Raw genomic sequence first — 20,587 nt, 5'->3', positions numbered from 1 at the left:
TTGGGCATTGCCTAAGCGGAGCGCAGCGCCCGGTCACTCATGGAGCGGGATCCCCGTCCAACGGCCAGGGTGCCGGACTGCACAATTTCGCGGATACCGAAAGGCTCCAGCACCGACAGCAGTGCCGTGAGCTTTTCGGGGTGGCCGGTTGCTTCAATGACCACGGAGTCTGTGGAGACGTCAACCACTGAAGCGCGGAACAGGTCTGCAGCCTGGGTCACCTGCAGACGAGTTGCGGCATCCGCACGTACCTTGACCAGGATGTGGTCGCGCTGTACGGAAGATTCGGAAGTCAGTTCAACAATCTTAATCACGTTGACCAGTTTGTTGAGCTGCTTGGTGACCTGTTCGATCAGGTCACCGTCTGCATCGACGACGACGGTCATCCGGGACATGCCCGGAACTTCCGTGGGGCCGACGGCCAGTGAATTGATGTTGAAGGCGCGGCGGGCGAAAAGGCTGGCCACGCGGGTCAGCACACCGGGCTTGTCTTCGACCAGAACGGACAGTGTGTGGCGGCTCATGATCAGTCCTCCTCTTCCCATTCCGGGGTCATGTTGCGGGCTACCTGGATCTGGTCGTTGCTGACCCCGGCGGGCACCATCGGCCACACCATCGAGTCAGGGCTGACCACGAAGTCGATCACCACGGGCCGGTCATTGATTTCCAGTGCCTTCTGGATGGTGGCGTCGATGTCCTCGTCACGGTCGCACCGGAAAGACGCGCATCCGTAGGCTTCACCGAGTTTGACGAAGTCCGGGATCCGGATGGTCTCGTGGCCGGTGTTCAGGTCCGTGTTGGAGTAGCGGCCCTCGTAGAAGAGCGTCTGCCACTGCCGCACCATGCCCAGCGAGGAGTTGTTGATGACAGCAACCTTGATAGGAATCTTGTTGATGGCGCACGTGGCCAGTTCCTGGTTGGTCATCTGGAAGCAGCCGTCGCCGTCGATGGCCCAGACCACCCGGTCCGGCTCCCCCACCTTGGCGCCCATGGCGGCGGGAACCGCGTAGCCCATGGTGCCGGCGCCGCCGGAGTTCAGCCAGGCGTGCGGGCGCTCGTACTTGATGAACTGCGCGGCCCACATCTGGTGCTGGCCGACGCCCGCGACGTAGATGCCCTCGGGCCCCGTCAGCGCACCGATGCGCTCAATGACGCGCTGGGGTGCGCTGAGGCCGTCCTCGGGCTCGGTCCATCCCAGCGGATAGGTTTCCTTTAGGTTGTTCAGGAACGCCCACCAGCTGGCCAGGTCCGGGGTGCCCGATGTGCCGAACTGGGTCCGGACAGCTTCCGTCAGTTCCGGAATGATTTCCTTCACCGAGCCGACGATCGGGACATCGGCGGTGCGGTTCTTGGAAATCTCGGCAGGGTCGATGTCCGCGTGGATCACCTTGGCGTTCGGCGCAAACGTCTTCAGCACGCCGGTGACCCGGTCGTCGAAGCGCGCGCCCAGGGTGATCAGGAGGTCCGACTGCTGCAGGGCAGTCACGGCCGAGACCGTGCCGTGCATACCCGGCATGCCGACGTGCTGGGGGTGCGAATCCGGGAAGACGCCGCGGGCCATCAGCGTGGTCACCACGGGGGCGCCGGTCAGTTCCGCCAGTTCACGCAGTTCAGCGGCAGCGTGGGCCTTGACGACACCTCCGCCGACGTACAGCACAGGCTTGCTGGCTGCCGCGATCAGCTTGGCGGCTTCACGCACCTGCTTGTTGTGGCCGCGGACCACCGGACGGTAGCCCGGCAGGTCGATTTTCGGCGGCCAGGAGAACGTCATCTGGCCCTGCTGGGCGTCTTTGGCGACATCGACAAGGACCGGCCCCGGACGCCCTGTCGAGGCGAGGTGGAAGGCCTCGGCCATGACATGGGGAATGTCGTTGGGGTCCGTCACCAGGAACGAGTGCTTGGTGATGGGCATGGTGATGCCCACAATGTCGGCTTCCTGGAACGCGTCGGTGCCGATTACTCCGCTGGAGACCTGGCCGGTGATGGCCACGAGCGGAACGGAATCCATGTGCGCATCCATGATGGCGGTGACGAGGTTGGTGGCACCGGGGCCTGAGGTGGCGATGCAGACGCCCACCCGCCCGGTGACCATGGCGTAGCCTTGCGCGGCGTGGCCGGCTCCCTGTTCGTGACGGACCAGAACGTGGTTCATTTTGGAGGCCATCAAGGGGTCATAGGTGGGCAGGATCGCGCCACCGGGCAAACCGAAAATGTCGTCGACGCCGAGTTCTTCGAGCGAACGGACAATTGCTTCTGAGCCGGTCATCACCGTCGGGGGTACGACGTTGTTCGGCCCAAGGACAGGAGAGGCGGTTGCAGCAGTGTCGGCGCCGACGGCGGTTTCAGCCGTCCGGTCGGCGCGTTCCGGAGCCTTGGGGGCTCCAGCGGACTTAGTAGCCATCAGCGAGGGGCTGATCGGCGATCCTTTGCTCATCGGACTCTTCCTTAGTGGATCTTGGATTGGGTGGTGCTGCATGAAAGCTCAAACAGCTGCCACGCTGGAAAATAAAAAAACCCCTCAGCCTGGCGGCTCTTCGAGGGGTTGCGCGTGACAGTTCGTTACCAGTCGGGCTATGGAGCCACGCGCTTGGTAAGGACGACGGATACACCCAGAGCGGCGCCGACGGTAACGAGTGCGATCATGCGTTCAGTTTTCCCTCTGGTGAGATGCGTGTCAACGAAGCGAAACGCGATCTCACCATGTGGACATCATTGTCCACGGGCCGAACACGGGGTTCGGCCCTATTCCTAAAGGTATCCCCCCACACAAGCCCCCCCAAGGCGGCAGGGCTTAATAAGGGGGATTCCGCGGGCCCCTTGGCGTGCGGCGCCCGCGCCGCACGCCAAGGGAAGGAATCACCCGCAGTATGCGCCGGTGGAGGCGCTGTGCACCAGCTTGGCGTACTTGGCCAGGACGCCCTTGGTGAACTTGGCCGGGAGCGGCTCCCAACCTTCCTTGCGGGACTCCAACTCGGCTTCGTCCACCAGCAGGTCGAAGCTGCGGGCAGCGATGTCTACGCGGATCCGGTCGCCGTCCTTGACGAAGGCGATGGGGCCGCCGTCAACCGCTTCCGGAGCGACGTGGCCGATGCACAGGCCCGTGGTGCCGCCGGAGAAGCGCCCGTCGGTCAGGAGGAGGACATCCTTGCCCAGTCCTGCGCCCTTGATGGCACCGGTGATCGCGAGCATCTCGCGCATGCCCGGGCCGCCCTTCGGTCCTTCGTAGCGGATCACCACGACGTCGCCGGCTTTGATTTCACCGTTGTCGAGCGCATCGAGGGCACCCTGTTCGCGCTCGAACACGCGCGCCGTGCCTTCGAAGACGTCGGCGTCGAAGCCGGCGCTCTTGACGACGGCGCCTTCCGGCGCCATGGAACCGTGCAGGATGGTGATGCCACCGGTCTTGTGGATCGGGTTGTCCAGCGCGCGCAGGATCTTACCATCGAGGTCCGGCGGGTTGATGGCGGCTAGGTTCTCGGCAAGAGTCTTGCCTGTCACGGTGAGGCAGTCGCCGTGCAGCAGCCCGGCGTCGAGCAGCGCCTTCATGATGACCGGCACGCCGCCGATCTTGTCGACGTCGGTCATCACGTAGCGGCCGAAGGGCTTGAGGTCGCCCAGGTGCGGGATCTTGTCCCCGATGCGGTTGAAGTCATCGAGTGTCAGCTCGACCTCGGCCTCGCGGGCGATGGCGAGCAGGTGCAGGACGGCGTTGGTGGAGCCGCCGAATGCCATGGTCACGGCGATGGCGTTCTCGAACGCCTTCTTGGTCATGATGTCGCGGGCAGTGATGCCCAGGCGCAGCAGGTTCACCACGGCCTCGCCGGACTTGCGGGCGAACTCGTCACGGCGCCGGTCTGCCGAGGGCGGCGCAGCCGAGCCGGGCAGGGACATGCCCAGGGCCTCGCCGATGCAGGCCATCGTGTTGGCCGTGTACATTCCGCCGCAGGCGCCCTCGCCCGGGCAGATGGCCTTCTCGATGCGGTCCAGGTCCTCGCGGCTCATCTTGCCCGCGGCACAGGCACCCACGGCCTCGAAAGCGTCGATCAGGGTGACTTCCTTTTCGGATCCATCCTCCAGCTTGACCCAGCCCGGCATGATGGACCCGGCATACAGGAACACGCTGGCCAGGTCCAGACGGGCCGCGGCCATCAGCATGCCCGGCAGCGACTTGTCACAGCCGGCCAGCAGCACTGACCCGTCGATGCGCTCGGCCTGCATCACGGTTTCCACGGAGTCGGCGATGACCTCGCGGGAGACCAGGGAGAAGTGCATGCCTTCGTGGCCCATGGAGATTCCGTCGGAAACGGAGATGGTGCCGAACTGCATGGGGAAACCGCCGCCTGCGTGGACGCCCTCTTTGGCGCCCTGGGCCAGCCGGTTCAGCGACAGGTTGCAGGGAGTGATTTCATTCCAGGAACTCGCAACGCCGATCTGGGGCTTCGCGAAGTCGTCATCGCCCATGCCGACTGCGCGGAACATGCCGCGCGCGGGGGCGGCATGGATGCCGTCGGTGACGATCCGGCTTCGGGGCTTGATGTCAATCTTGTTCTCGGTTGCTGTTTGGGTGTCCTCACTCATGGGTCAAAGTCTATGACTCCGATCGGAGGGCCAACGACACGAGCTAGCCCGTTAAGCGCAATTCCGGGAATATTTCGCCCAGATGGTGGACTCCCGTCTCAAATAATGGAACGCCGTCGGGCATTCTTCCACCGGCGTGGCCGGCGTCACGCAGGCGGCAGTTCATCCGCCAGTTGCTGCGCCTCCGCCTGGAGCATATCCAGAACAAGCCGGATGGTGGTCCGCGCGGCCACGTCCGGCCGGGTGAGGGCAACGATGCTGCGGCGCGCCGTGACGCCAGTCAGGGGGCGGAGGACGAAGCCCCGTCCCTGGTTTCCCGACGACGTGTAGCGAGGCAGCAGGGACAGCCCGTGGCCTGCGCTCACGAGGGCCTCGAGCACCCGCAGGTCGGCGAACAGCTGGGCACGCAAGGCGGTCGCACCGGCCTGCGCCTCAATCTGGCGGAGCACGGTATCAAACGGGAATCCTTCGGGAACCCCCATCCACGGAAATCCCACCACGTCTTCGGCGGCCAGGCTGGCTTTCGCAGCCAGCACATGGCCGGCCGGGACAGCCACGTCCAGCGGTTCGTTCAGCAGCGGCACCACCACCAGACCCCGCCGGGCAAAGACCTCCGGTCCGTCCACACTGTGGGCCAGGACGATGTCGTAATCCGCCGCCAGCCCGGCGAATCCGGCCACCCCGGGATCCTCCAGGTGGGCTTCAAACCGCAGTCCGCCGACTGCCGTCACCCGGTGCAGGAGGCCCGGAAGCAGCATCTCCGCGGCACTGGGAAAGAAAGCAGCCTTGACCTGCGTCTGCCAGCCCCTGCGGTAGGTGTCCACCGTCGCTTCGGCCCGTGCCATGGCCAGCGCCACTTCAGCCGCCGCGCCCGCCATGGCGGAGCCCGCCTCGGTCAGCCGGACGCCCCTGCCGGACTTCGCGATCAGCGCCACGCCGAGTTCGTCCTGAAGCGTCTTGAGCTGCTGGGAAACCGCCGACGGCGTTACTCCAAGAGCCTCGGCCGTGGCGCCGACCGAGCCGCGGTCCCCCAGTTCCCGCAGTATCCGGAGCCGCTTGAAGTCCATGAAGCGAGGCTACGTCACCGCCGGTGGACCGGTGAACTCCGCTGGGCGGTGCCGCCCGGACGCGGGCTGGCATTGACAAACCTAGACAGCCGTGTTGACAGCGACGTACCGTCAAGCAACGGCAACCTCGCGGTATCGACAGAAGGGCTTTGCTATGGAGTGGATTATCTGGGTCATCGTTATCGTGTTGATCATTGCCGCCGTCTGGTGGCTGCTGAACCGCAATTCGGGCGCCGCCGGAGCCCGCGACGCAAACGGGACCGGCCAGGTAAATTCCACTCCGCTCCAGGGATCCAGTGCCCCGGCCGCAGGCGCCTCGCGTGCCGCTGCCGAGTCTGCCGCTGCCGAGCCGGCACCGGAGGTGGCCCGGACACACCAGCCGGCGCCCGTCCGGCAGGAATCGCCCCTGCGGCAGGAATCGCCCGGAGCAAGCCAGGCGAACCCCGAGGACGTGGAACCGGACATCGAGTCCTGGGACGCCGCCACCCCGCGCCCGGCCGCCGGGACCCACGCTCCCTCCGGCGGCGACGTCGATGACTGGGAGGACGACGAAGACAAGGCCGAGTGGGACACCCAGTGGTCCGAATCCAGCGCCCGAACCGGAACAGCGCCGGCAACGCACGCGACGGCTGCGGAGCCTGCAGCGGCCGCTCAGGCCGCGCCCGCTCATCACCCCGAATACACCGAGCCGCACGCCCCCACCCTGCCCGGAGCCGAATCGGCGGCTGCCGAGGATGTGGATGCGGAGGCCGAGACACGGCAGACGATCGAGTCGTCAGCAGCCACCGAATCCGGCGCCAGCCACGTTGCCGAGCCTGCCGGCCACCAGGGAGCCGGGGTCACGGCGACGGCGCCCGTCAGCGCGGAGCTCGCAGGGGCGGCGGATGTTGCAGGACAGCCCTATGGTGAAGGGTCAGCAGCCTCCGCAGCGGACGGCAGCGGCCCCGAGGGCTACACGGTGAAGGCCGATACCGGGTCCATGACCTACTACGACGAAGACAGTTCAGGCTACGAGGAGGCGCGCGCGGACACGTGGTTCCTCTCCCCCGCGCACGCCGAGGCGGCAGGGTTCCGGGCTCCCCGCCGGACCCGACGCTGACAGCGCGGACCACGGCGGACCGCCGATAGACACCAGGCAACCCGGGGCGGGCAGGACCATGATGACCAACAGGACGCGCAGTATCAGGGCCGGATCCGCGCCGGCCGGCCCCGGCAAATCCATGCCGGCTGGAGTGGGCGCGGCTGCCGTGGCTGCAGCGCTCGTGCTTGCGGGCTGCACCGGAGCCGACGCCGGGCCCGCGGGAGGGAACGGCCCATCACCCGCCGTGACAACGGGGACGGGGACCACGAGCACTGCCGGAACGCCGGGGACGGCGTCGGCGAGTCCCGGAACAGGCGCTGCAACCACCCCCGGGGTGCCCCGGGTCCGCACGACGATAGAAGGCCTGCAGCTGCCCTGGTCCACGGTGTTCCTGCCGGACGGCACGGCGGTGATATCCGAGCGTGACTCCGCTCTCCTGAAATCCGTGCGGAACGGCCAGATCAGCACCATCGGCGAGGTGCCCGACGTCGTGCCCGGAGGTGAAGGCGGGCTTATGGGCCTGGCCCTGTCCCCCAGCTACGGCTCCGACAGGTTCCTGTATGTCTACTTCACTGCGGCCGAGGACAACCGGATTGCCCGGCTTCGCCTCGAGGAGGCCGGAACAGGTGGCGGTCTGCGGCTTGGCGAACCGCAGGTCATTTTCTCCGGCATCTCCAAGGCGTCCACGCACAACGGCGGCAGGATCCGTTTTGGTCCCGACGGCTACCTCTATGTGGGGACCGGCGATTCGCAGCGCCGGGAACAGCCCCAGGACCGGAACGCCCTGGGCGGAAAGATCCTTCGGCTGACCAAGGACGGGAAGCCGGCGCCCGGAAATCCGTTCCCAAACAATCCGGTCTACAGCCTGGGGCACCGGAACGTCCAAGGCCTCGCCTGGGACAGCGAAGGCCGGCTCTGGGCCAGCGAGTTCGGCCCGGAGGTCAACGACGAACTCAACCTGATCCAGCCGGGCGGAAACTACGGCTGGCCCGAGGTGACCGGCGCGCCGGGCCGCCAGGGGTTCATCGACGCCAAAGTCGTCTGGCCCTCCACAGCAGAGTCGTCCCCCAGCGGCCTGGAGATCGTCGGCAACACGGCCTTCCTGGGCGCCCTCCGCGGCCAGCGGATCTGGTCCGTTCCGCTTGAGGGCGAAAATGCCGGCACCGCTGTGGCCCATTTCACACGCCAGTACGGCCGCATCCGGAACGTTTCGCTGGCCCCGAACGGGGAATTGTGGGCGCTGACCAACAACAGAAACCCTGATTCTGTGCTGATTTTGAGCCTGTCCGGCTAGCCGCAGGATGCCACGCGGGGCCCGATTTCACACTGGCCAAAAGTTCGTGTAGAGTTTCATGTCGTTGCGGAGGTCAACGAGGGAAACAAAGCCCCTGGTTGAACGAAACAGCAGCTGCACCTCTAGCTCAATTGGCAGAGCAATTGACTCTTAATCAATGGGTTCCGGGTTCAAGTCCCGGGGGGTGCACAGATGAGAAACCCCGTCTTCGAGGCCACCGCCTTGAAGGCGGGGTTTCGTTTTGCCCAATTGCCGCAGGACCCGAACCGCACAGTGGTGGCATGATGGGCGCATGAGCCGAGTCACGTGCGATCTGACCATCTCCCTCGACGGCTTCCTCGCCGGTCCGAACCAAACTTTGGCGGACCCCCTGGGCGAAGGCGGTGAGCTCCTGCACAGGTGGATGTTCGAAGACGCCGAGTCCAACGCAGCCGAGCTCGACGGCATCCTCGCGGCCGGCGCCTACATCATGGGACGGAACATGTTTGCGGGTCCCGGGGCGTGGGATGAGGAATGGCGGGGATGGTGGGGTGAGGAACCGCCCTATCACGCACCGGTGTTCGTTCTGACCCACCATCCACGCGAGCCCCTGGAGATGCAGGGCGGCACCACGTTCAACTTCGTGACCGATGGGGTCGAATCGGCGCTGGCCCAGGCGCGGAAGGCCGCCGGCAGCCAGGACGTGGCCATTGCCGGAGGAGCGCAGACCGTCCAGCAATACCTTTCGGCGGGGCTGATCGACGAGCTGCGGCTCCACACCGCCCCCATCATCCTGGGGGCGGGCGAGCGGCCGCTGGACGGCGTCGGGAACCTCAAACTTGAGCCGACGGAAGTCCGCGGTACCCGCCTCGTCACCCACGTGCGCTATCGGGTTATCCGCTGAACAGCTGAGGCTCGATAGCCTTGTAGCTCAACAGGTACTGGTTGCTGGGCCCCTTAGGCGCCGTCCCTTGAATAGTGGAGCAACACCACGCCGTTGCCGAATGTCCGCGTCCCCTTGAGCCTGAGGTCCATCCGGACATCAGGGGCCGCGAACAGCGGCCGGCCCTGCCCCAGGACCACGGGGTGGACGAGAATCCGAAATTCGTCGATCAGGCCGTGCCGCATGAAGGTGGCGGCCAAATTGGCGCCGCTGAGGGCGATGTCGCCGCCGGGCTGCGCCTTCAGTTCCGCGATTTGTTCAGGCACGACGTCGTGAATCACCGTGGTATTCCAGTTTGCCTGCGTGAGGGTCCGGGAAAAGACGAACTTGGGCATCTCGCGCCAGATCCCGGCAAACTCAACCATTTCCGCCGAAAGATCCGGATCCTGGTCGGCACTCGGCCAGTACTTTGCCATCAGGTCATGGGTGACGCGCCCGAACATGAAGGCTCCCATTGTCCGGAACTGCTCGTTCAAGTGGCGGAGGAGTTCGTCATCCACCAGGTGCCAGCTGATGTCCCGGTCGGCCGTCTCGAAGAATCCGTCCAGGGAGACCGACATCATGAGGATGATCTTGCGCATTCGAGTACCTCCGGTGGCGGCGAAAGGCGGCGTGGCCGTCGTCGTGCCTTTCAGTGAAGCACTCCCGGGTCCGGCGGGCCAGATGGTTTCCATAGGTTGGCCAGGAAGGAACCAAGTCGCTTGCCGACATCCTCCGTCATCCAGAATGAAACCCGTTGCTGACCGTCCGCGGCGTCGATGTCCAGTTCCACCGTGAGGTTTCCGGACAGCGCAGCACAGAGCACGTGGTCATGCTGGCGATGCTACCGAAAAGGAAGTGGGATCCGGGTCCGGAGCTCCTATGTCGGCCCCACAATTCCGCAAAGAGTATCGGTAACTCGCACTCTCTAGTCATCTGGTCGAATCCCTTGAACTGTGCTTTCGTTGGCAGAGATGCCGGTCAGTTTGGGAGTCATATGAGGCGACGCTCGGATCCAAAGAATGTTCGCCAGATCATTGCCTTCTCGCTCACGGTTGCAGCCACACTGGTGGTACTGCTGGTTCCCCTCTACAGCGGTGTAATGGTGACGAACGACGGGCCAGAGCACGTCATTACCTCGACCCTGCTTGAGATCGCAGGGCTCCCCATCCTCGTGCCGTTGCTGATCCCCGTCGTTCTGACCGGACTGCCCCTCCTGCTGAGGGAACGGGCACAGAAATACGCATCCGTCGCGACCACGGTCGCTCTCGCCATCTTCGCCCTCCTCGCCTCCGCCACAATTGGCTGGTTCTACGTGCCGGCCTTGGCGGCTGCGCTGGCCGCCGTATTGGCCTCCTCCAGACAACCGTTGAACGACAGCGGTCCGTCCTTTACGGCGGGCCAGCCTTGAACAAGGCCACTTCGGCCAGCACGACGTCCGGGCATCGCTCAATCTCAGCCCCTTCGTCGCTGCAATGCGTCAAGGAATACAAATTGTCGGGCCTCGGGGCTACACTGAATTATCGAACATATATTCGAATAAAGGTGTGTTGTGAGAGTAGCTATCGGACCGCGTGTGATAGATGCGGGAGTGTCGCTGGCCTTGGCGCTGGTGTCACCGGTGGCCGTCGCCGCGGGCTACCCCTCCCCTGCGCAGGACTATTTTGACGGCCGGATTGACCTCAACGAGCACCTCATCCAGGACATCACCAGCACCTACATCGTGCGGGTTTCGGGTGACTCCATGGAACAGGCCGGCATCAGTGACGGTGATGAACTGATCGTCAACCGTGCCCTGGAGCCGCGGGACGGCTCGGTCGTGGTGGCGGTCCTTGACGGCGAGCTCACCATCAAGCGCCTGCGCATCACGCCGGCCGGGGTGGTGCTGCAGGCGGCCAACCCGCTGTATCCGGACATCCGCGTCCCGGCCCTGGCCGAGCTCACGGTGTGGGGCGTGGCTACCCGCTGCCTGCACCATGTCTAATATCCACACCCGGTACTGCCCGCCTCCCGGGCGCTGAGCCGCCTGCCTCCCACGGGGCACGGTACTCGCGACCCTCCACATGCGGGGATGGCTTCAGATCCAGCCGTCTGAGACGCCCGGGACTGTGCCGTCCCGGTGCACCGTGACCATCTGGGCCGCGCTCATCCCCCTCAGGTACCCCTCGGCTGCCTGCGCGGCGGTAATCCCGTCGTCGGCAAGCCTCATCAGGTCGTGCTCGTCCGGCAAAGTTGACAGCCCTACCCCCCGCGAGGCCCCGGCCAGGACCTCCGCCCCGAATAGGATCAGGCGCCGCTCGAAGTCGAGACCGCGCCTCTCGCCGTGGGCGGCACGCGAGAGGCCGTTGGCAAGCCTCATGGCGCGGGCATCCCGTGGGATCTGCGCTGCGAAGTCGGCGCCGAACCGTACAGCGAGCCGGTAGACGCCCGTCTTGACCTCGTTCGGGGTCGCCAGGCCGATCCCGAACCGCTCGATCCAGCCGCTGATGTCCTCGGCCCGGACCGGCTGATCCGAGCCCGACGTCAGGCTGGCCAGCAGCCCACTGAGGGTACCTTCGTCGTCCTCGGCGTCAAGGAACCGCGAGATGCCGATCTGGAGGATGTCTCGCAGATCGATCCTGCGCTCCTGCACGGCGGCCCAGACGGCTTTGTTCCTCCGGAGCTTGCCGAGCAGGTCCTCCCCCAGCTTCTCCCCGAAGCCCTCCGGGTCCTCATAGAAGGACAGAGGGGAGTGCTGGAAGCGGTCGAGCACTTCCGAAGGCATCGCCGCCCAGCGGAGCGCAGCCTCCGCGGCGTCGTGGTTGTCCTCGAGGAGGTCGTCGAGCCCTTGCTTTTCGAGGAACGCGACGGCCTCGTCCGCCGTGGTAACGCCTGCGTCGAGCAGGGCCACGGCAGTCTCCGGGGACACCACGCAGAGGACCTCGCAAAAGTTGTATGGAGTGGCCGTGAACTCGAACTCGGCCTTGCGCCCCCCGCGGCTTGTCCGCTTGGCGAGGGCGTCCAGCAGGCTGTTGCAACTCGGAAGGTCGCTAGCGTATGTCTCCACGACGCGGCGGTGCACATCGTAAGACGGAGCGTCCGGGAACCTCGTCCCCGGCACGGGATCGCTGCTCATACGTCCGAGACTAGACCTTTCCCGCGTCGTCAGAGGTCCCCGCGACGGGAAGACACCCGTCGCACGTGCACCCTAGAATGGAGTATCGAACATATATTCGACAAGAGGGCGTCGCAAACAATGTCTAAACCGGCCCTGATGCGTGCAATGCCGCAGATCGCGCACGTGGATGTGAACTGCTTCTATGCCTCTGCCGAGCGGGCGTTCGACCCGTCCCTGGAGGGGAAGCCCGTCGTCGTCCTGTCCAACAACGACGGCTGCGCCGTCACTCGGTCCCCGGAAGCCAAGGCCCTGGGCATCCCCATCGGTGAGCCGTGGTTCAAACTCGCGCCGCGGGCGAAGGAGTGGGGACTGGTGGCCCTGTCCAGCAACTACGAACTCTACGGGGACATCAGCGCCCGGGTGATGGAGCTGCTGGGCCGCTACTCGGCCTGGCTGGAGGTCTACAGCATCGACGAGGCCTTCCTCGGCGTCAAAGGCACCCCGGAGGAACTCCTGGCCCTCGGACGGACCATGAAGACCGCAGTGCGGCGCAATGTCGGGGTGCCCGTCTGTGTCGGAATCGCACCCACCAAGACCCTGGCCAAACTGGCCAACAAATGGGCCAAGCACAACCCCGCCTTCGGCGGGGTCTGCCACTGGGACTCCGTGCCTGCGGCCGACAGGGACGGGCTGATGGGCCGCCTGTCCGTGATTGAAATCTGGGGCGTCGCCGCCCGGCTGACCAAACGGCTCAACGTCCTGGGCATCCATTCCATCCTTGACCTGTCCCGGGCCGATCCGGTCATGATCCGGGACCGCTTCTCCGTCGTCATGATGCGCACCGTCCTGGAACTGCAGGGAACGCCGTGCATACCGATGGAGGAAGAGCGGGTCGGCCGTGACCAGCTCATCTTCTCCCGCTCCTTCGCCACCCCCATCACCACCTCGGCCGACATGCGGCAGGTCCTCTCCGTCTACGGCCAACAGGCCTCGGCGCGGCTGGCCAAACACCGACTGCAGGCCAAAGTCCTCACCGCGTTCGCCGGCACCTCACACTTCAACCCGAAAGACACCTCCTACCCCTCCGTGTGCGTTCCGCTGCCGATGCCCACCGCGGATCCCGTCCTGCTCACCAAAGCAGCCCACGCGCTCCTCCCCCTCATCCACGACGGCGTCAGGTACGCCAAGGCCGGCATCATGGTCACCGACCTGCGGCCAGCCGGCAACCAGGCACCCCTGGCCCCGTTTGAGAACCCCCACGAGGAGCGCCGCGTCGGCGCGCTCCTCGAAGACGTCACCCGCCGCTACGGGCGCGGCTCCATCGGCCTCGGCTACGCCGGAATCAAAAGCGGCCTGGACTGGACCATGAGGCGGGACATGCTCTCCCCCCGCTACACCACCCACTGGGACGAACTCCCCCTCGTCAAAGCCGCCTAACCCTGCCTCGCGCGCACGGCTGGAGACAACACCGGAACGAACGCCGACGACGGCGGGACCTTCCCGCCGTCGTCCGCGTTCTTCGGTTGTTGACCCACAGCGCCTAGATGGCCCGCGTTGCCTGGGCCAGATTCTCCTTGAGCTCGGCGGCATTCTGGCGGATGACGTAGGCCGGGCGGTCGCGCTCAACACGCCAGCTCTCGGACAGCGGTCCGATGTTGACGGTGTCGAAGCCAAACTCGTCGTACAGCTCGGTCACCAAATCGCTGGCGTCGAGGTAGTCGCTGGCCGTGGCGAGTGCCCGCCGGTTCTCCGTGCCGGCAGGGGCGCCGTCCGTGGTAATTTCCCTGGCCATGATGTGGTTGAAGCCCTTGGCGACCTTGGAGGTGGGCAGGAGTTTCTGCAGCAGCCCCGACGTGGTTTCTTCACCGTTGTCGAGAGCCGGGAACCGGCCGTCGCGTTCCCAGTAGTAGTTGTTGGTGTCGATCACGATCTTTCCTGCCAGAGGCTCGACGGGAAGGTCGCCGATGCTTTTGAGGGGAACGGTGACGACGGCGAAATCACCCGCCGCTGCCGCCTCGGCCGGCGTCGTGGCCCGTGCCCGGGGTCCCAGCTCCGCAACGAGGCCTGCCAGGGTTTCCGGTCCCCGCGAATTGCTGATCACTACGTCATAGCCGAGCTCCACCGCCTTGCGGGCAATCTGGCTTCCAATGTGTCCTGCACCAATGATTCCGATTGTTGTCATGTCCGGGCCAACAGCAACCCGGCAGGAGTTATTTCGAACGTTACGCAATACTTCCGGAGGGCTGGGTTAGCGTGGGTCCATGACCTTTGCGAATGTGGGAAGCCTCGGGACGAAACCCGGCCAGCGTGACGCCGTAGTGGGCATCCTGCTCCGGCCCATGCCTGAGCTGCGGGATGCCGGATGCCTGCTCTATGAAGTGGGCATCAACGACGACAAGCCGGACAACGTGTATGTCTGCGAGCTCTGGGAATCCCCCGAGGCCCACCAGGCCTCGCTGCAGTTGCCCGGTGTCCAGGGCGCCATCCAGGAGGCGCGGCCTCTTCTGTCCGGCGAGATGGGCGGCAGCCAGTTCACCGTTCTTGGCTCACCGCTGGCCGGGCCCCGAGCCCGACACAGCCGAGTGGATGAGGCCTAACAGCCAGCGCTAAGCAAAGCTGCCGGTCCGGCGCGTGTCCTTCCCCGCCGGTACGGCAGGTCTCGCATATCTTCTTGGTATGGATGAGGAACACCCCGGGGAGTTGACCGGGCAGATATCGATCAATGAGCTGCTCATTGCCATGGGCGAAGAGCCGGTGGTCAGCCTGATTGACCTGACCGTTCCGGACGACGCGTCGTCCCTGACTGAGGCTCCGCCCACCCTGCCGGGCCTCTGAGCTCAGCGCGGGATTTGGGGCCCTTCAGTCAAAGGAGCGGGCCTCCACCGCAAGGCCAGAGTCGACATCCGAGACGATTGCAGCGGTTGCCGGCGAGGCAAACCGCGTGGCCAGTTCGCGGACCACGGCCTTAAGCTCCTGCCGGAGGACGTCCGGATCGATGGACGCAGCGGCAAGCACGGAGCGTTCCATATCCGCAGCGGCGGCAACGGCTTCATTTCCGCGCTCGGTGAGTGAGACGACATGGCTGCGGCGGTCAGATGTGCTGCGTTGGCGCACAATGTGGCCGTGAGCCTCAAGCCGGCTGAGCGTCTTCCCCATGGTTTGCGCCTGAACTCGTACCAGCTGGGCCAACTGCGCCTGCGTCATGGGGCCGTTGTTGTAGAGAACTTCGATGGCAATGACTCCGGCATGGGTCAGGCCAATGGCCCCCAGCTTTTCATTCCAGGAGTGTTCAACAAGGCGTGCAGCCGTGGACAAGAGGCGCCCGGTGGGCCAGCGATCCATATCAGGCATACCAATAAGTATAGCCAAGTGTGGATTCGTCCCCGCGCAGGAGCCTTACTAAGCTGAAATGTCTCGCATCAAAACAAGGAGAATACTTTGGCTGAACGACTCAACCCGGGCGACGTCGCTCCGGATTTCACCCTGAAAAATTCCGAGGGAGCAGACATCAGCCTCAGCGGTTACCGGGGCCGGCACACCATCGTCTACTTCTATCCGGCGGCCGCCACGCCCGGCTGCACGAAGCAGGCGTGCGACTTCCGGGACAGCCTGGCATCGCTGCAGGCCGCCGGCTACGAAGTTCTGGGGATCTCTCCCGACCCCGTCAGCAAGCTTGCGGCCTTCGCCGCCAAGGAAGGCCTGACCTTCCCGCTGCTGTCAGACGATTCCCACGCGGTTGCGGAGGCCTACGCTGCCTGGGGTGAGAAGAAGAACTACGGCCGGACCTATGAAGGCCTCATCCGCTCCACCGTCGTGGTGGATCCGGACGGCAAGGTGGCACTGGCCCAGTACAACGTCCGCGCCACCGGCCATGTGGCCAAGCTGCGCCGGGACCTAAGGCTGGATGAAGCGGCACCTGAGCGAAGCGGCACCTGAGCGAAGCAGCAACTGACCGAGGCCCCGCCCGCTGACGGTACAATGGAGGCTGGCGATCGCCGTCGTACGTTTTCTGTTGTTCAGGAGGCGGAAGGCGGAGCCGCGCGCGAGTGGTGAAATTGGCAGACACGCAGGATTTAGGTTCCTGTGCCTTCGGGCGTGGGGGTTCAAGTCCCCCCTTGCGCACAATAGAACGGCGAAGCTGAACACAGAGGGAGTCCCGGACCATGCGGTCCGGGACTCCCGCCGTTTAATCCGCTCCCCCGGCGTGCCGGCCGCGGACGGCGGCGCCCAAAAAAGTTTCACGAGGTTCACCCATCCGCCGCTGCCCGCCGGCCGAATACCCAGTGAGACACCAACCAAGGGTCGGTGCCCACAGTCGGAATAGGGCCTAGATGCGGGGATCAGAATCGATTCCTGCGGGCAATGATCGGCACAACCAAGGAGAATCAAAATGCAGTCATTCAAGCGCACCACTTTCACCGTCGCAGGCGTCGCAGCTGCAGCCCTGCTGAGCCTCACCGCGTGCGGCGGCTCCGCAACGACGGCACCCAGCTCCTCGCCGGCGGCGGCCGAACCGTCGGCCTCCAGCATGGCTCCCTCCCCGTCGGCGAGCTCGTCCGCCGCCATGGACCCGGCAGCGAACCTGGCAGGTCCCGGCTGCGCAGGCTACGCCGAGCAGGTCCCCAGCGGCGCGGGATCGGTCTCGGGCATGGCCCTTGACCCGGTCGCCGTCGCCGCCTCGAACAACCCGCTCCTGAAGACGCTCACGGCTGCCGTGTCCGGCAAACTCAACCCGAAGGTTGACCTGGTCGACACCCTGAACGGCAGCGAGTTCACCGTCTTCGCCCCCGTCGACGACGCGTTCGCGAAGATCGACGCCGCGACGATCGAGACCCTCAAGAAGGACGACGCGCTGCTGAGCAAGATCCTCACCTACCACGTTGTCCCCGGCCAGGTCACGCCGGACAAGATCGCCGGGACCCACAAGACGGTCCAGGGCGGATCCGTCACAGTGACCGGCACCAAGGACGCGCTGAAGGTTGACGGCGCCAACGTGATCTGCGGCGGCGTCCAGACAGCCAACGCCACCGTTTACCTGGTGGATTCGGTACTGATGCCCAAGTAGCCACCGCTGAACCCTCCGGCGGATATCTGGGATTCCGCCCGGAACGGAGGCTGCGGCCCGCACCCTCGGGTGCGGGCCGCAGCCTTGCCGCGCCCGGGACCCCTGTCCGTCATTTAGACTGGAAAACGGGCCAGCAGACCGCAGCCGCCCATGCCGCAGCCCGGCAGTCCAGCAGCCCAGAGGTGATAATCGAGTGCCCAGCAGTATGACGCGACGCACGGCCATCAAGACCGGCGCAGTCCTCTTGGGCCTGACGCTCACCTCCTGCACCCCGGAAGCGGCCCCGCCTCCGCCGTCGTCCGCCGCACCCACCACCAGGCCTCCGGGCAGCAGCCCCACAGCCACCTTCAACTTCGGCACCGCCGCACCGCCCCTGGGCCTTGACCCGGCACTCGCCAACGACATCGAATCCCAGCGCGTCACGCGCCAGATCCTCGAAGGACTGGTGGGCGTCAACCAGACCACCGGGGAACCGACCCCGCTGCTCGCCACCGAATGGACAGCATCTCCGGACGGCCGCTCCTACACCTTCACCCTGCGCTCCGGCGTGAAGTTCCACGACGGCTACCCCTTCAACGCGCAAGCCGTCTGCACCAACTTCGAGCGCTGGTTCAACTTCCCGGCGGCGCTGCGGGAGCAGGCGCCCGGAAGCAGTTTCAAGGGAGTGTTCAAGGAGTACTCGGACCAGCCAAGCCTCTCCGTCTTCAAGGCCTGCACGGCGCTCTCCTCGCTTCTGGTGAGAATTGACCTCACGGAGCGTTTCACCGGATTCCTCCAGGCCCTGACCCTGCCGGCTTTCGCCATTTCCTCCCCCAAGGCGCTGGCTGCCGGGCGGGCCGATATCCTCACCGAGAGGCGCGGCAGCCAGGCGCTGTCCGCCTACGCCACCCATCCGGTCGGCACCGGACCGTACCGTTTCTCGTCCTGGGACAGCACGGGCGTCACCCTGCTCAGCAACAAGGACTACTGGGGCGACCGCGGCGAGATCGGCACCATCAACTTCATCACGTACAACCATCCGCAGACGCGGCTCCAGGCCCTGATTGACGGCAAGATCGACGGCTACGATGCGGTGACGGTGGGGAACTTCGACCAACTCGTCAAGCGCGGAAAGCAGATCATCCAGCGTGACCCGTTCTCGGTCATGTACCTGGGGATGAACCAGGCCATCCCCGTGCTCGAGGACCTCAAGGTCCGGCAGGCCGTGGAACTGGCCATCGACAAGGACACGCTGATCCGCCGGTTCTTCATCGACAACACCGCGCAGGCTTCCCAGTTCGTGCCGCCCAAGCTCAGCGGCTTCAACAACAACGCACCCGGCCTGGGGTACGACCCCGCCCAGGCCAAGGAACTGCTCGCCGAAGCCGGCTACAAGGGCCAGCCGCTCAAGTTCTATTACCCCACGAACGTCACCCGGCCGTACCTCCCCACCCCGGAGAAGGTCTACGCCGAGATCAGCCGGCAGCTCACAGCCGTGGGCTTCAACATCAGGCCGGTTCCCGTGGACTGGGCGGACGGTTACCTGCAGAAGGTGCAGTCCCCGGGAGACCACGCCTTCCACCTGCTCGGCTGGAACGGGTTCTACTCCGACGCGGACAACTTCCTCGGCCCGCTGTTCGGCGAGAAAAACGGCGAATTCGGGTACCAGGACCCCCAGGTCTTCTCCAAGATCGACCGTGCCCGCGGCCTGCCCGACGGCAAGGAACGGACGGAGCAGTATCAGACCATCAACGCCCAGATCGCCGAAACCGTGCCGGCGGTCCCCATCGCTTTCCCCATTTCGGCGTTGGCCCTCTCCGACCGGGTGGTCAGCTACCCTGCGTCACCGGTCTTAAATGAAGTTTTCACCAAGGTCCAACTAAGGCCTTGACGGACGGGGCCAATTTCAGTTAGTAACCGGCGCGGGATATTCTGTGACAGCCAGAGCCGCTGCTATCGGAGACTGATTGTGACCTTCATTTCCAAGACCCAACATGCCGACGTCGTCCTGATTGGCGGCGGCATCATGAGCGCCACCCTGGGTGCGTTCATCAAGCAGCTCGAACCCAACTGGACCATTTCCCTGTTCGAGCGCCTCGACGAAGTAGGCCTTGAGAGCTCGGGACCCTGGAACAACGCCGGCACCGGGCACGCCGCCCTGTGTGAGCTTAACTATTCGCCCGCAGCCAAAGACGGCTCGGTCAACCCCGCCAAGGCACTGCACATCAACGAGCAGTTCCAGCTGTCCCGCCAGTTCTGGTCCCACCTCGTGACCAACTCCCTGATCGGATCCCCCAAGGGCTTCATCAACACCGTCCCACACATGAGCTTCGTGATCGGCGAGGACAACTCCACCTTCCTCAAGACCCGCTATGACGCGCTCAAGCAGCACCCGCTGTTCCGCAGCATGGAGTACTCGGAGGACTACGCCCAGATCGGCAAGTGGGCGCCGCTCATCGTCAAGGGCCGCGACCGCAATGAACGCATCGCCGCCACCCGCGCCGCCGAGGGCACCGACGTCGACTTCGGGGCTCTGACCCGCGAGCTGACCACCTACCTGGGCAACAATGGCGTGGAAATCAACTACGGCCACGACGTCTCGGACATCAAAAAAGCGTCCGACGGCGGCTGGGACCTTTCGCTCAAGCACCCGGCTTCCGGGGAACGCGGCAGCATCCACGCCAAGTTCGTGTTTGTCGGCGCCGGCGGCGGCGCCCTGCACCTGCTGCAGGCGTCCGGGATTCCGGAAAGCAAGGGCTACGGCGGATTCCCTGTTTCCGGCCAGTTCTTCCGCTGCACGGACCAGACCCTCGCCTCCCAGCACAACGCGAAGGTCTACGGCCAGGCCTCCGTCGGCGCCCCGCCCATGTCCGTTCCGCACCTGGACACCCGCTACGTGGGCGGCAAACGTTCCCTCCTGTTCGGCCCGTACGCAGGGTTCTCCACGAACTTCCTGAAGAACAGCAGCTGGCTGGACCTCCCGTTGTCCATCCGTCCCGGCAACATCGTCCCGATGCTCGCCGTGGCCAAGGACAACATGGACCTCACCGCCTACCTGGTCAAGGAGGTTGCCAAGCGCCACGGAGCCAAAGTCGAGGCGCTCCGCGAGTACTACCCCGAAGCCCAGGACGGCGACTGGGAACTCATCACCGCCGGCCAGCGCGTGCAGATCATCAAGAAGGACCCCAAGAAGGGCGGCATCCTGCAGTTCGGCACTGAAGTGATTGCAGCCCGCGACGGTTCCATTGGCGCACTGCTCGGCGCGTCGCCGGGCGCCTCCACCGCCGTGCCCATCATGATTGAACTCCTGCAGAAGTCCTTCCCCAAGAACTTCAAGGGCTGGCAGTCCAAGCTCAAGGAGATGATGCCGGGCTACGGCGTCAAGCTCAATGACAACCCGGAGCTGGCCGCGGAGCTTGAAAAGTCCACGGCCAAGGCACTCCAGCTCGAGGCGGCTCCCGCCGTCAAACGCTAAGACCCTGTCCGGGTTGCGGCAGGCTCCACCACAGGCAACAGTCCGTCAAC

20 protein-coding genes and 2 tRNA genes are annotated in these 20,587 nt (G+C 65.3%); 14 read left to right on the top strand and 8 right to left on the bottom strand.

Features of this window, described 5'->3' with window-relative positions; genetic code table 11:
* Nucleotides 1-11: 11 nt before the first annotated feature.
* The 4 genes from ilvN to JYA52_RS13585 all read right to left on the bottom strand — a co-directional run bounded on the left by ilvN (nucleotide 12) and on the right by JYA52_RS13585 (nucleotide 5,645).
* Nucleotides 12-524, bottom strand: a complete 513-nt coding sequence (gene ilvN / locus JYA52_RS13600) for an acetolactate synthase small subunit (protein ID WP_055796055.1) — start codon at nucleotides 522-524, stop codon at nucleotides 12-14.
* A 2-nt stretch (nucleotides 525-526) separates the two neighbouring features.
* Entirely contained in the window at nucleotides 527-2,434 is a 1,908-nt protein-coding gene (locus tag JYA52_RS13595) for an acetolactate synthase large subunit (RefSeq protein WP_205653705.1), read from the bottom strand.
* Between the two features lie 422 nt (nucleotides 2,435-2,856).
* Entirely contained in the window at nucleotides 2,857-4,578 is a 1,722-nt protein-coding gene (ilvD, locus tag JYA52_RS13590) for a dihydroxy-acid dehydratase (RefSeq protein WP_205653704.1), read from the bottom strand.
* Nucleotides 4,579-4,724: 146 nt separating this feature from the next.
* Complete coding sequence (locus JYA52_RS13585) at nucleotides 4,725-5,645, bottom strand: LysR family transcriptional regulator (protein ID WP_205653703.1); 921 nt, start codon at nucleotides 5,643-5,645, stop codon at nucleotides 4,725-4,727.
* Nucleotides 5,646-5,799: 154 nt separating this feature from the next.
* On the opposite strand from JYA52_RS13585, the gene JYA52_RS13580 reads away from it, so the two are divergent.
* The 4 genes from JYA52_RS13580 to JYA52_RS13565 all read left to right on the top strand — a co-directional run bounded on the left by JYA52_RS13580 (nucleotide 5,800) and on the right by JYA52_RS13565 (nucleotide 8,903).
* Entirely contained in the window at nucleotides 5,800-6,744 is a 945-nt protein-coding gene (locus tag JYA52_RS13580) for a sunset domain-containing protein (RefSeq protein WP_205653702.1), read from the top strand.
* Between the two features lie 121 nt (nucleotides 6,745-6,865).
* On the top strand, nucleotides 6,866-8,020 hold the full coding sequence (locus tag JYA52_RS13575; protein WP_205653783.1) for a PQQ-dependent sugar dehydrogenase: 1,155 nt from the start codon (nucleotides 6,866-6,868) through the stop codon (nucleotides 8,018-8,020).
* A 116-nt stretch (nucleotides 8,021-8,136) separates the two neighbouring features.
* Nucleotides 8,137-8,209: transfer RNA gene (locus tag JYA52_RS13570), tRNA-Lys, on the top strand.
* A gap of 103 nt (nucleotides 8,210-8,312) precedes the next feature.
* The gene (locus tag JYA52_RS13565) at nucleotides 8,313-8,903 is read left to right on the top strand and encodes a dihydrofolate reductase family protein (protein ID WP_205653701.1); all 591 of its coding nucleotides are present in this window, start codon (nucleotides 8,313-8,315) and stop codon (nucleotides 8,901-8,903) included.
* A 53-nt stretch (nucleotides 8,904-8,956) separates the two neighbouring features.
* Here JYA52_RS13565 and JYA52_RS13560 read toward each other — a convergent pair whose 3' ends face one another.
* Entirely contained in the window at nucleotides 8,957-9,523 is a 567-nt protein-coding gene (locus JYA52_RS13560) for a dihydrofolate reductase family protein (protein WP_205653700.1), read from the bottom strand.
* A 395-nt stretch (nucleotides 9,524-9,918) separates the two neighbouring features.
* On the opposite strand from JYA52_RS13560, the gene JYA52_RS13555 reads away from it, so the two are divergent.
* Nucleotides 9,919-10,332: a hypothetical protein gene (locus tag JYA52_RS13555; RefSeq protein ID WP_205653699.1), complete on the top strand. Its 414-nt coding sequence runs from the start codon at nucleotides 9,919-9,921 to the stop codon at nucleotides 10,330-10,332.
* Nucleotides 10,333-10,473: 141 nt separating this feature from the next.
* A complete protein-coding gene (locus JYA52_RS13550) occupies nucleotides 10,474-10,905 on the top strand; it encodes a LexA family protein (RefSeq protein WP_205653698.1) in 432 nt (143 codons plus the stop codon).
* A gap of 93 nt (nucleotides 10,906-10,998) precedes the next feature.
* Here the strand turns inward: JYA52_RS13550 and JYA52_RS13545 are convergent, their stop codons facing one another.
* The gene (locus JYA52_RS13545; protein ID WP_205653697.1) at nucleotides 10,999-12,036 is read right to left on the bottom strand and encodes a hypothetical protein; all 1,038 of its coding nucleotides are present in this window, start codon (nucleotides 12,034-12,036) and stop codon (nucleotides 10,999-11,001) included.
* Nucleotides 12,037-12,174: 138 nt separating this feature from the next.
* On the opposite strand from JYA52_RS13545, the gene JYA52_RS13540 reads away from it, so the two are divergent.
* Complete coding sequence (locus tag JYA52_RS13540) at nucleotides 12,175-13,455, top strand: Y-family DNA polymerase (RefSeq protein WP_240460307.1); 1,281 nt, start codon at nucleotides 12,175-12,177, stop codon at nucleotides 13,453-13,455.
* Nucleotides 13,456-13,558: 103 nt separating this feature from the next.
* On the opposite strand, the gene JYA52_RS13535 is transcribed toward JYA52_RS13540, so the two are convergent.
* Nucleotides 13,559-14,200, bottom strand: coding sequence for an NADPH-dependent F420 reductase (locus JYA52_RS13535; protein WP_205653695.1), 642 nt, complete (start codon nucleotides 14,198-14,200; stop codon nucleotides 13,559-13,561).
* 79 nt (nucleotides 14,201-14,279) lie between these two features.
* Between JYA52_RS13535 and JYA52_RS13530 the strand changes: the two genes are divergently transcribed.
* Nucleotides 14,280-14,615, top strand: coding sequence for a putative quinol monooxygenase (locus JYA52_RS13530; protein WP_205653694.1), 336 nt, complete (start codon nucleotides 14,280-14,282; stop codon nucleotides 14,613-14,615).
* A gap of 79 nt (nucleotides 14,616-14,694) precedes the next feature.
* On the top strand, nucleotides 14,695-14,853 hold the full coding sequence (locus JYA52_RS13525; RefSeq protein WP_205653693.1) for a hypothetical protein: 159 nt from the start codon (nucleotides 14,695-14,697) through the stop codon (nucleotides 14,851-14,853).
* A gap of 24 nt (nucleotides 14,854-14,877) precedes the next feature.
* Here the strand turns inward: JYA52_RS13525 and JYA52_RS13520 are convergent, their stop codons facing one another.
* Nucleotides 14,878-15,360, bottom strand: a complete 483-nt coding sequence (locus JYA52_RS13520) for a MarR family winged helix-turn-helix transcriptional regulator (RefSeq protein ID WP_205653782.1) — start codon at nucleotides 15,358-15,360, stop codon at nucleotides 14,878-14,880.
* Between the two features lie 96 nt (nucleotides 15,361-15,456).
* Between JYA52_RS13520 and bcp the strand changes: the two genes are divergently transcribed.
* From bcp to JYA52_RS13495, 5 genes are all read left to right on the top strand, one after another.
* The gene (bcp, locus tag JYA52_RS13515) at nucleotides 15,457-15,954 is read left to right on the top strand and encodes a thioredoxin-dependent thiol peroxidase (RefSeq protein WP_205653692.1); all 498 of its coding nucleotides are present in this window, start codon (nucleotides 15,457-15,459) and stop codon (nucleotides 15,952-15,954) included.
* A gap of 104 nt (nucleotides 15,955-16,058) precedes the next feature.
* Nucleotides 16,059-16,140 (top strand) — tRNA-Leu (locus JYA52_RS13510).
* Between the two features lie 268 nt (nucleotides 16,141-16,408).
* Nucleotides 16,409-17,083, top strand: coding sequence for a fasciclin domain-containing protein (locus JYA52_RS13505; RefSeq protein ID WP_205653691.1), 675 nt, complete (start codon nucleotides 16,409-16,411; stop codon nucleotides 17,081-17,083).
* Between the two features lie 205 nt (nucleotides 17,084-17,288).
* The gene (locus tag JYA52_RS13500) at nucleotides 17,289-18,953 is read left to right on the top strand and encodes an ABC transporter substrate-binding protein (RefSeq protein ID WP_205653690.1); all 1,665 of its coding nucleotides are present in this window, start codon (nucleotides 17,289-17,291) and stop codon (nucleotides 18,951-18,953) included.
* A 78-nt stretch (nucleotides 18,954-19,031) separates the two neighbouring features.
* Nucleotides 19,032-20,537, top strand: coding sequence for a malate:quinone oxidoreductase (locus JYA52_RS13495; RefSeq protein ID WP_205653689.1), 1,506 nt, complete (start codon nucleotides 19,032-19,034; stop codon nucleotides 20,535-20,537).
* Nucleotides 20,538-20,587 lie beyond the last annotated feature (50 nt).

It is taken from the genome of Arthrobacter pascens (assembly GCF_017052465.1).
GTDB classification, from domain to species: domain Bacteria; phylum Actinomycetota; class Actinomycetes; order Actinomycetales; family Micrococcaceae; genus Arthrobacter; species Arthrobacter pascens.
The sequence above is the reverse complement of the archived record's forward strand: the minus strand, read 5'-3'. Positions and strand labels throughout refer to the sequence as shown.

What these genes read in the sequence shown, in the direction of transcription:
- ilvN (WP_055796055.1), bottom strand. Translation starts at nt 524, where the DNA reads ATGAGCCGCCACACACTGTCCGTTCTGGTCGAAGACAAGCCCGGTGTG.
- JYA52_RS13595 (WP_205653705.1), bottom strand. Translation starts at nt 2,434, where the DNA reads ATGAGCAAAGGATCGCCGATCAGCCCCTCGCTGATGGCTACTAAGTCC.
- ilvD (WP_205653704.1), bottom strand. Translation starts at nt 4,578, where the DNA reads ATGAGTGAGGACACCCAAACAGCAACCGAGAACAAGATTGACATCAAG.
- JYA52_RS13585 (WP_205653703.1), bottom strand. Translation starts at nt 5,645, where the DNA reads ATGGACTTCAAGCGGCTCCGGATACTGCGGGAACTGGGGGACCGCGGC.
- JYA52_RS13580 (WP_205653702.1), top strand. Translation starts at nt 5,800, where the DNA reads ATGGAGTGGATTATCTGGGTCATCGTTATCGTGTTGATCATTGCCGCC.
- JYA52_RS13575 (WP_205653783.1), top strand. Translation starts at nt 6,866, where the DNA reads ATGCCGGCTGGAGTGGGCGCGGCTGCCGTGGCTGCAGCGCTCGTGCTT.
- JYA52_RS13565 (WP_205653701.1), top strand. Translation starts at nt 8,313, where the DNA reads ATGAGCCGAGTCACGTGCGATCTGACCATCTCCCTCGACGGCTTCCTC.
- JYA52_RS13560 (WP_205653700.1), bottom strand. Translation starts at nt 9,523, where the DNA reads ATGCGCAAGATCATCCTCATGATGTCGGTCTCCCTGGACGGATTCTTC.
- JYA52_RS13555 (WP_205653699.1), top strand. Translation starts at nt 9,919, where the DNA reads ATGAGGCGACGCTCGGATCCAAAGAATGTTCGCCAGATCATTGCCTTC.
- JYA52_RS13545 (WP_205653697.1), bottom strand. Translation starts at nt 12,036, where the DNA reads ATGAGCAGCGATCCCGTGCCGGGGACGAGGTTCCCGGACGCTCCGTCT.
- JYA52_RS13540 (WP_240460307.1), top strand. Translation starts at nt 12,175, where the DNA reads ATGCGTGCAATGCCGCAGATCGCGCACGTGGATGTGAACTGCTTCTAT.
- JYA52_RS13535 (WP_205653695.1), bottom strand. Translation starts at nt 14,200, where the DNA reads ATGACAACAATCGGAATCATTGGTGCAGGACACATTGGAAGCCAGATT.
- JYA52_RS13530 (WP_205653694.1), top strand. Translation starts at nt 14,280, where the DNA reads ATGACCTTTGCGAATGTGGGAAGCCTCGGGACGAAACCCGGCCAGCGT.
- JYA52_RS13525 (WP_205653693.1), top strand. Translation starts at nt 14,695, where the DNA reads ATGGATGAGGAACACCCCGGGGAGTTGACCGGGCAGATATCGATCAAT.
- JYA52_RS13520 (WP_205653782.1), bottom strand. Translation starts at nt 15,360, where the DNA reads ATGGATCGCTGGCCCACCGGGCGCCTCTTGTCCACGGCTGCACGCCTT.
- JYA52_RS13505 (WP_205653691.1), top strand. Translation starts at nt 16,409, where the DNA reads ATGCAGTCATTCAAGCGCACCACTTTCACCGTCGCAGGCGTCGCAGCT.
- JYA52_RS13500 (WP_205653690.1), top strand. Translation starts at nt 17,289, where the DNA reads ATGACGCGACGCACGGCCATCAAGACCGGCGCAGTCCTCTTGGGCCTG.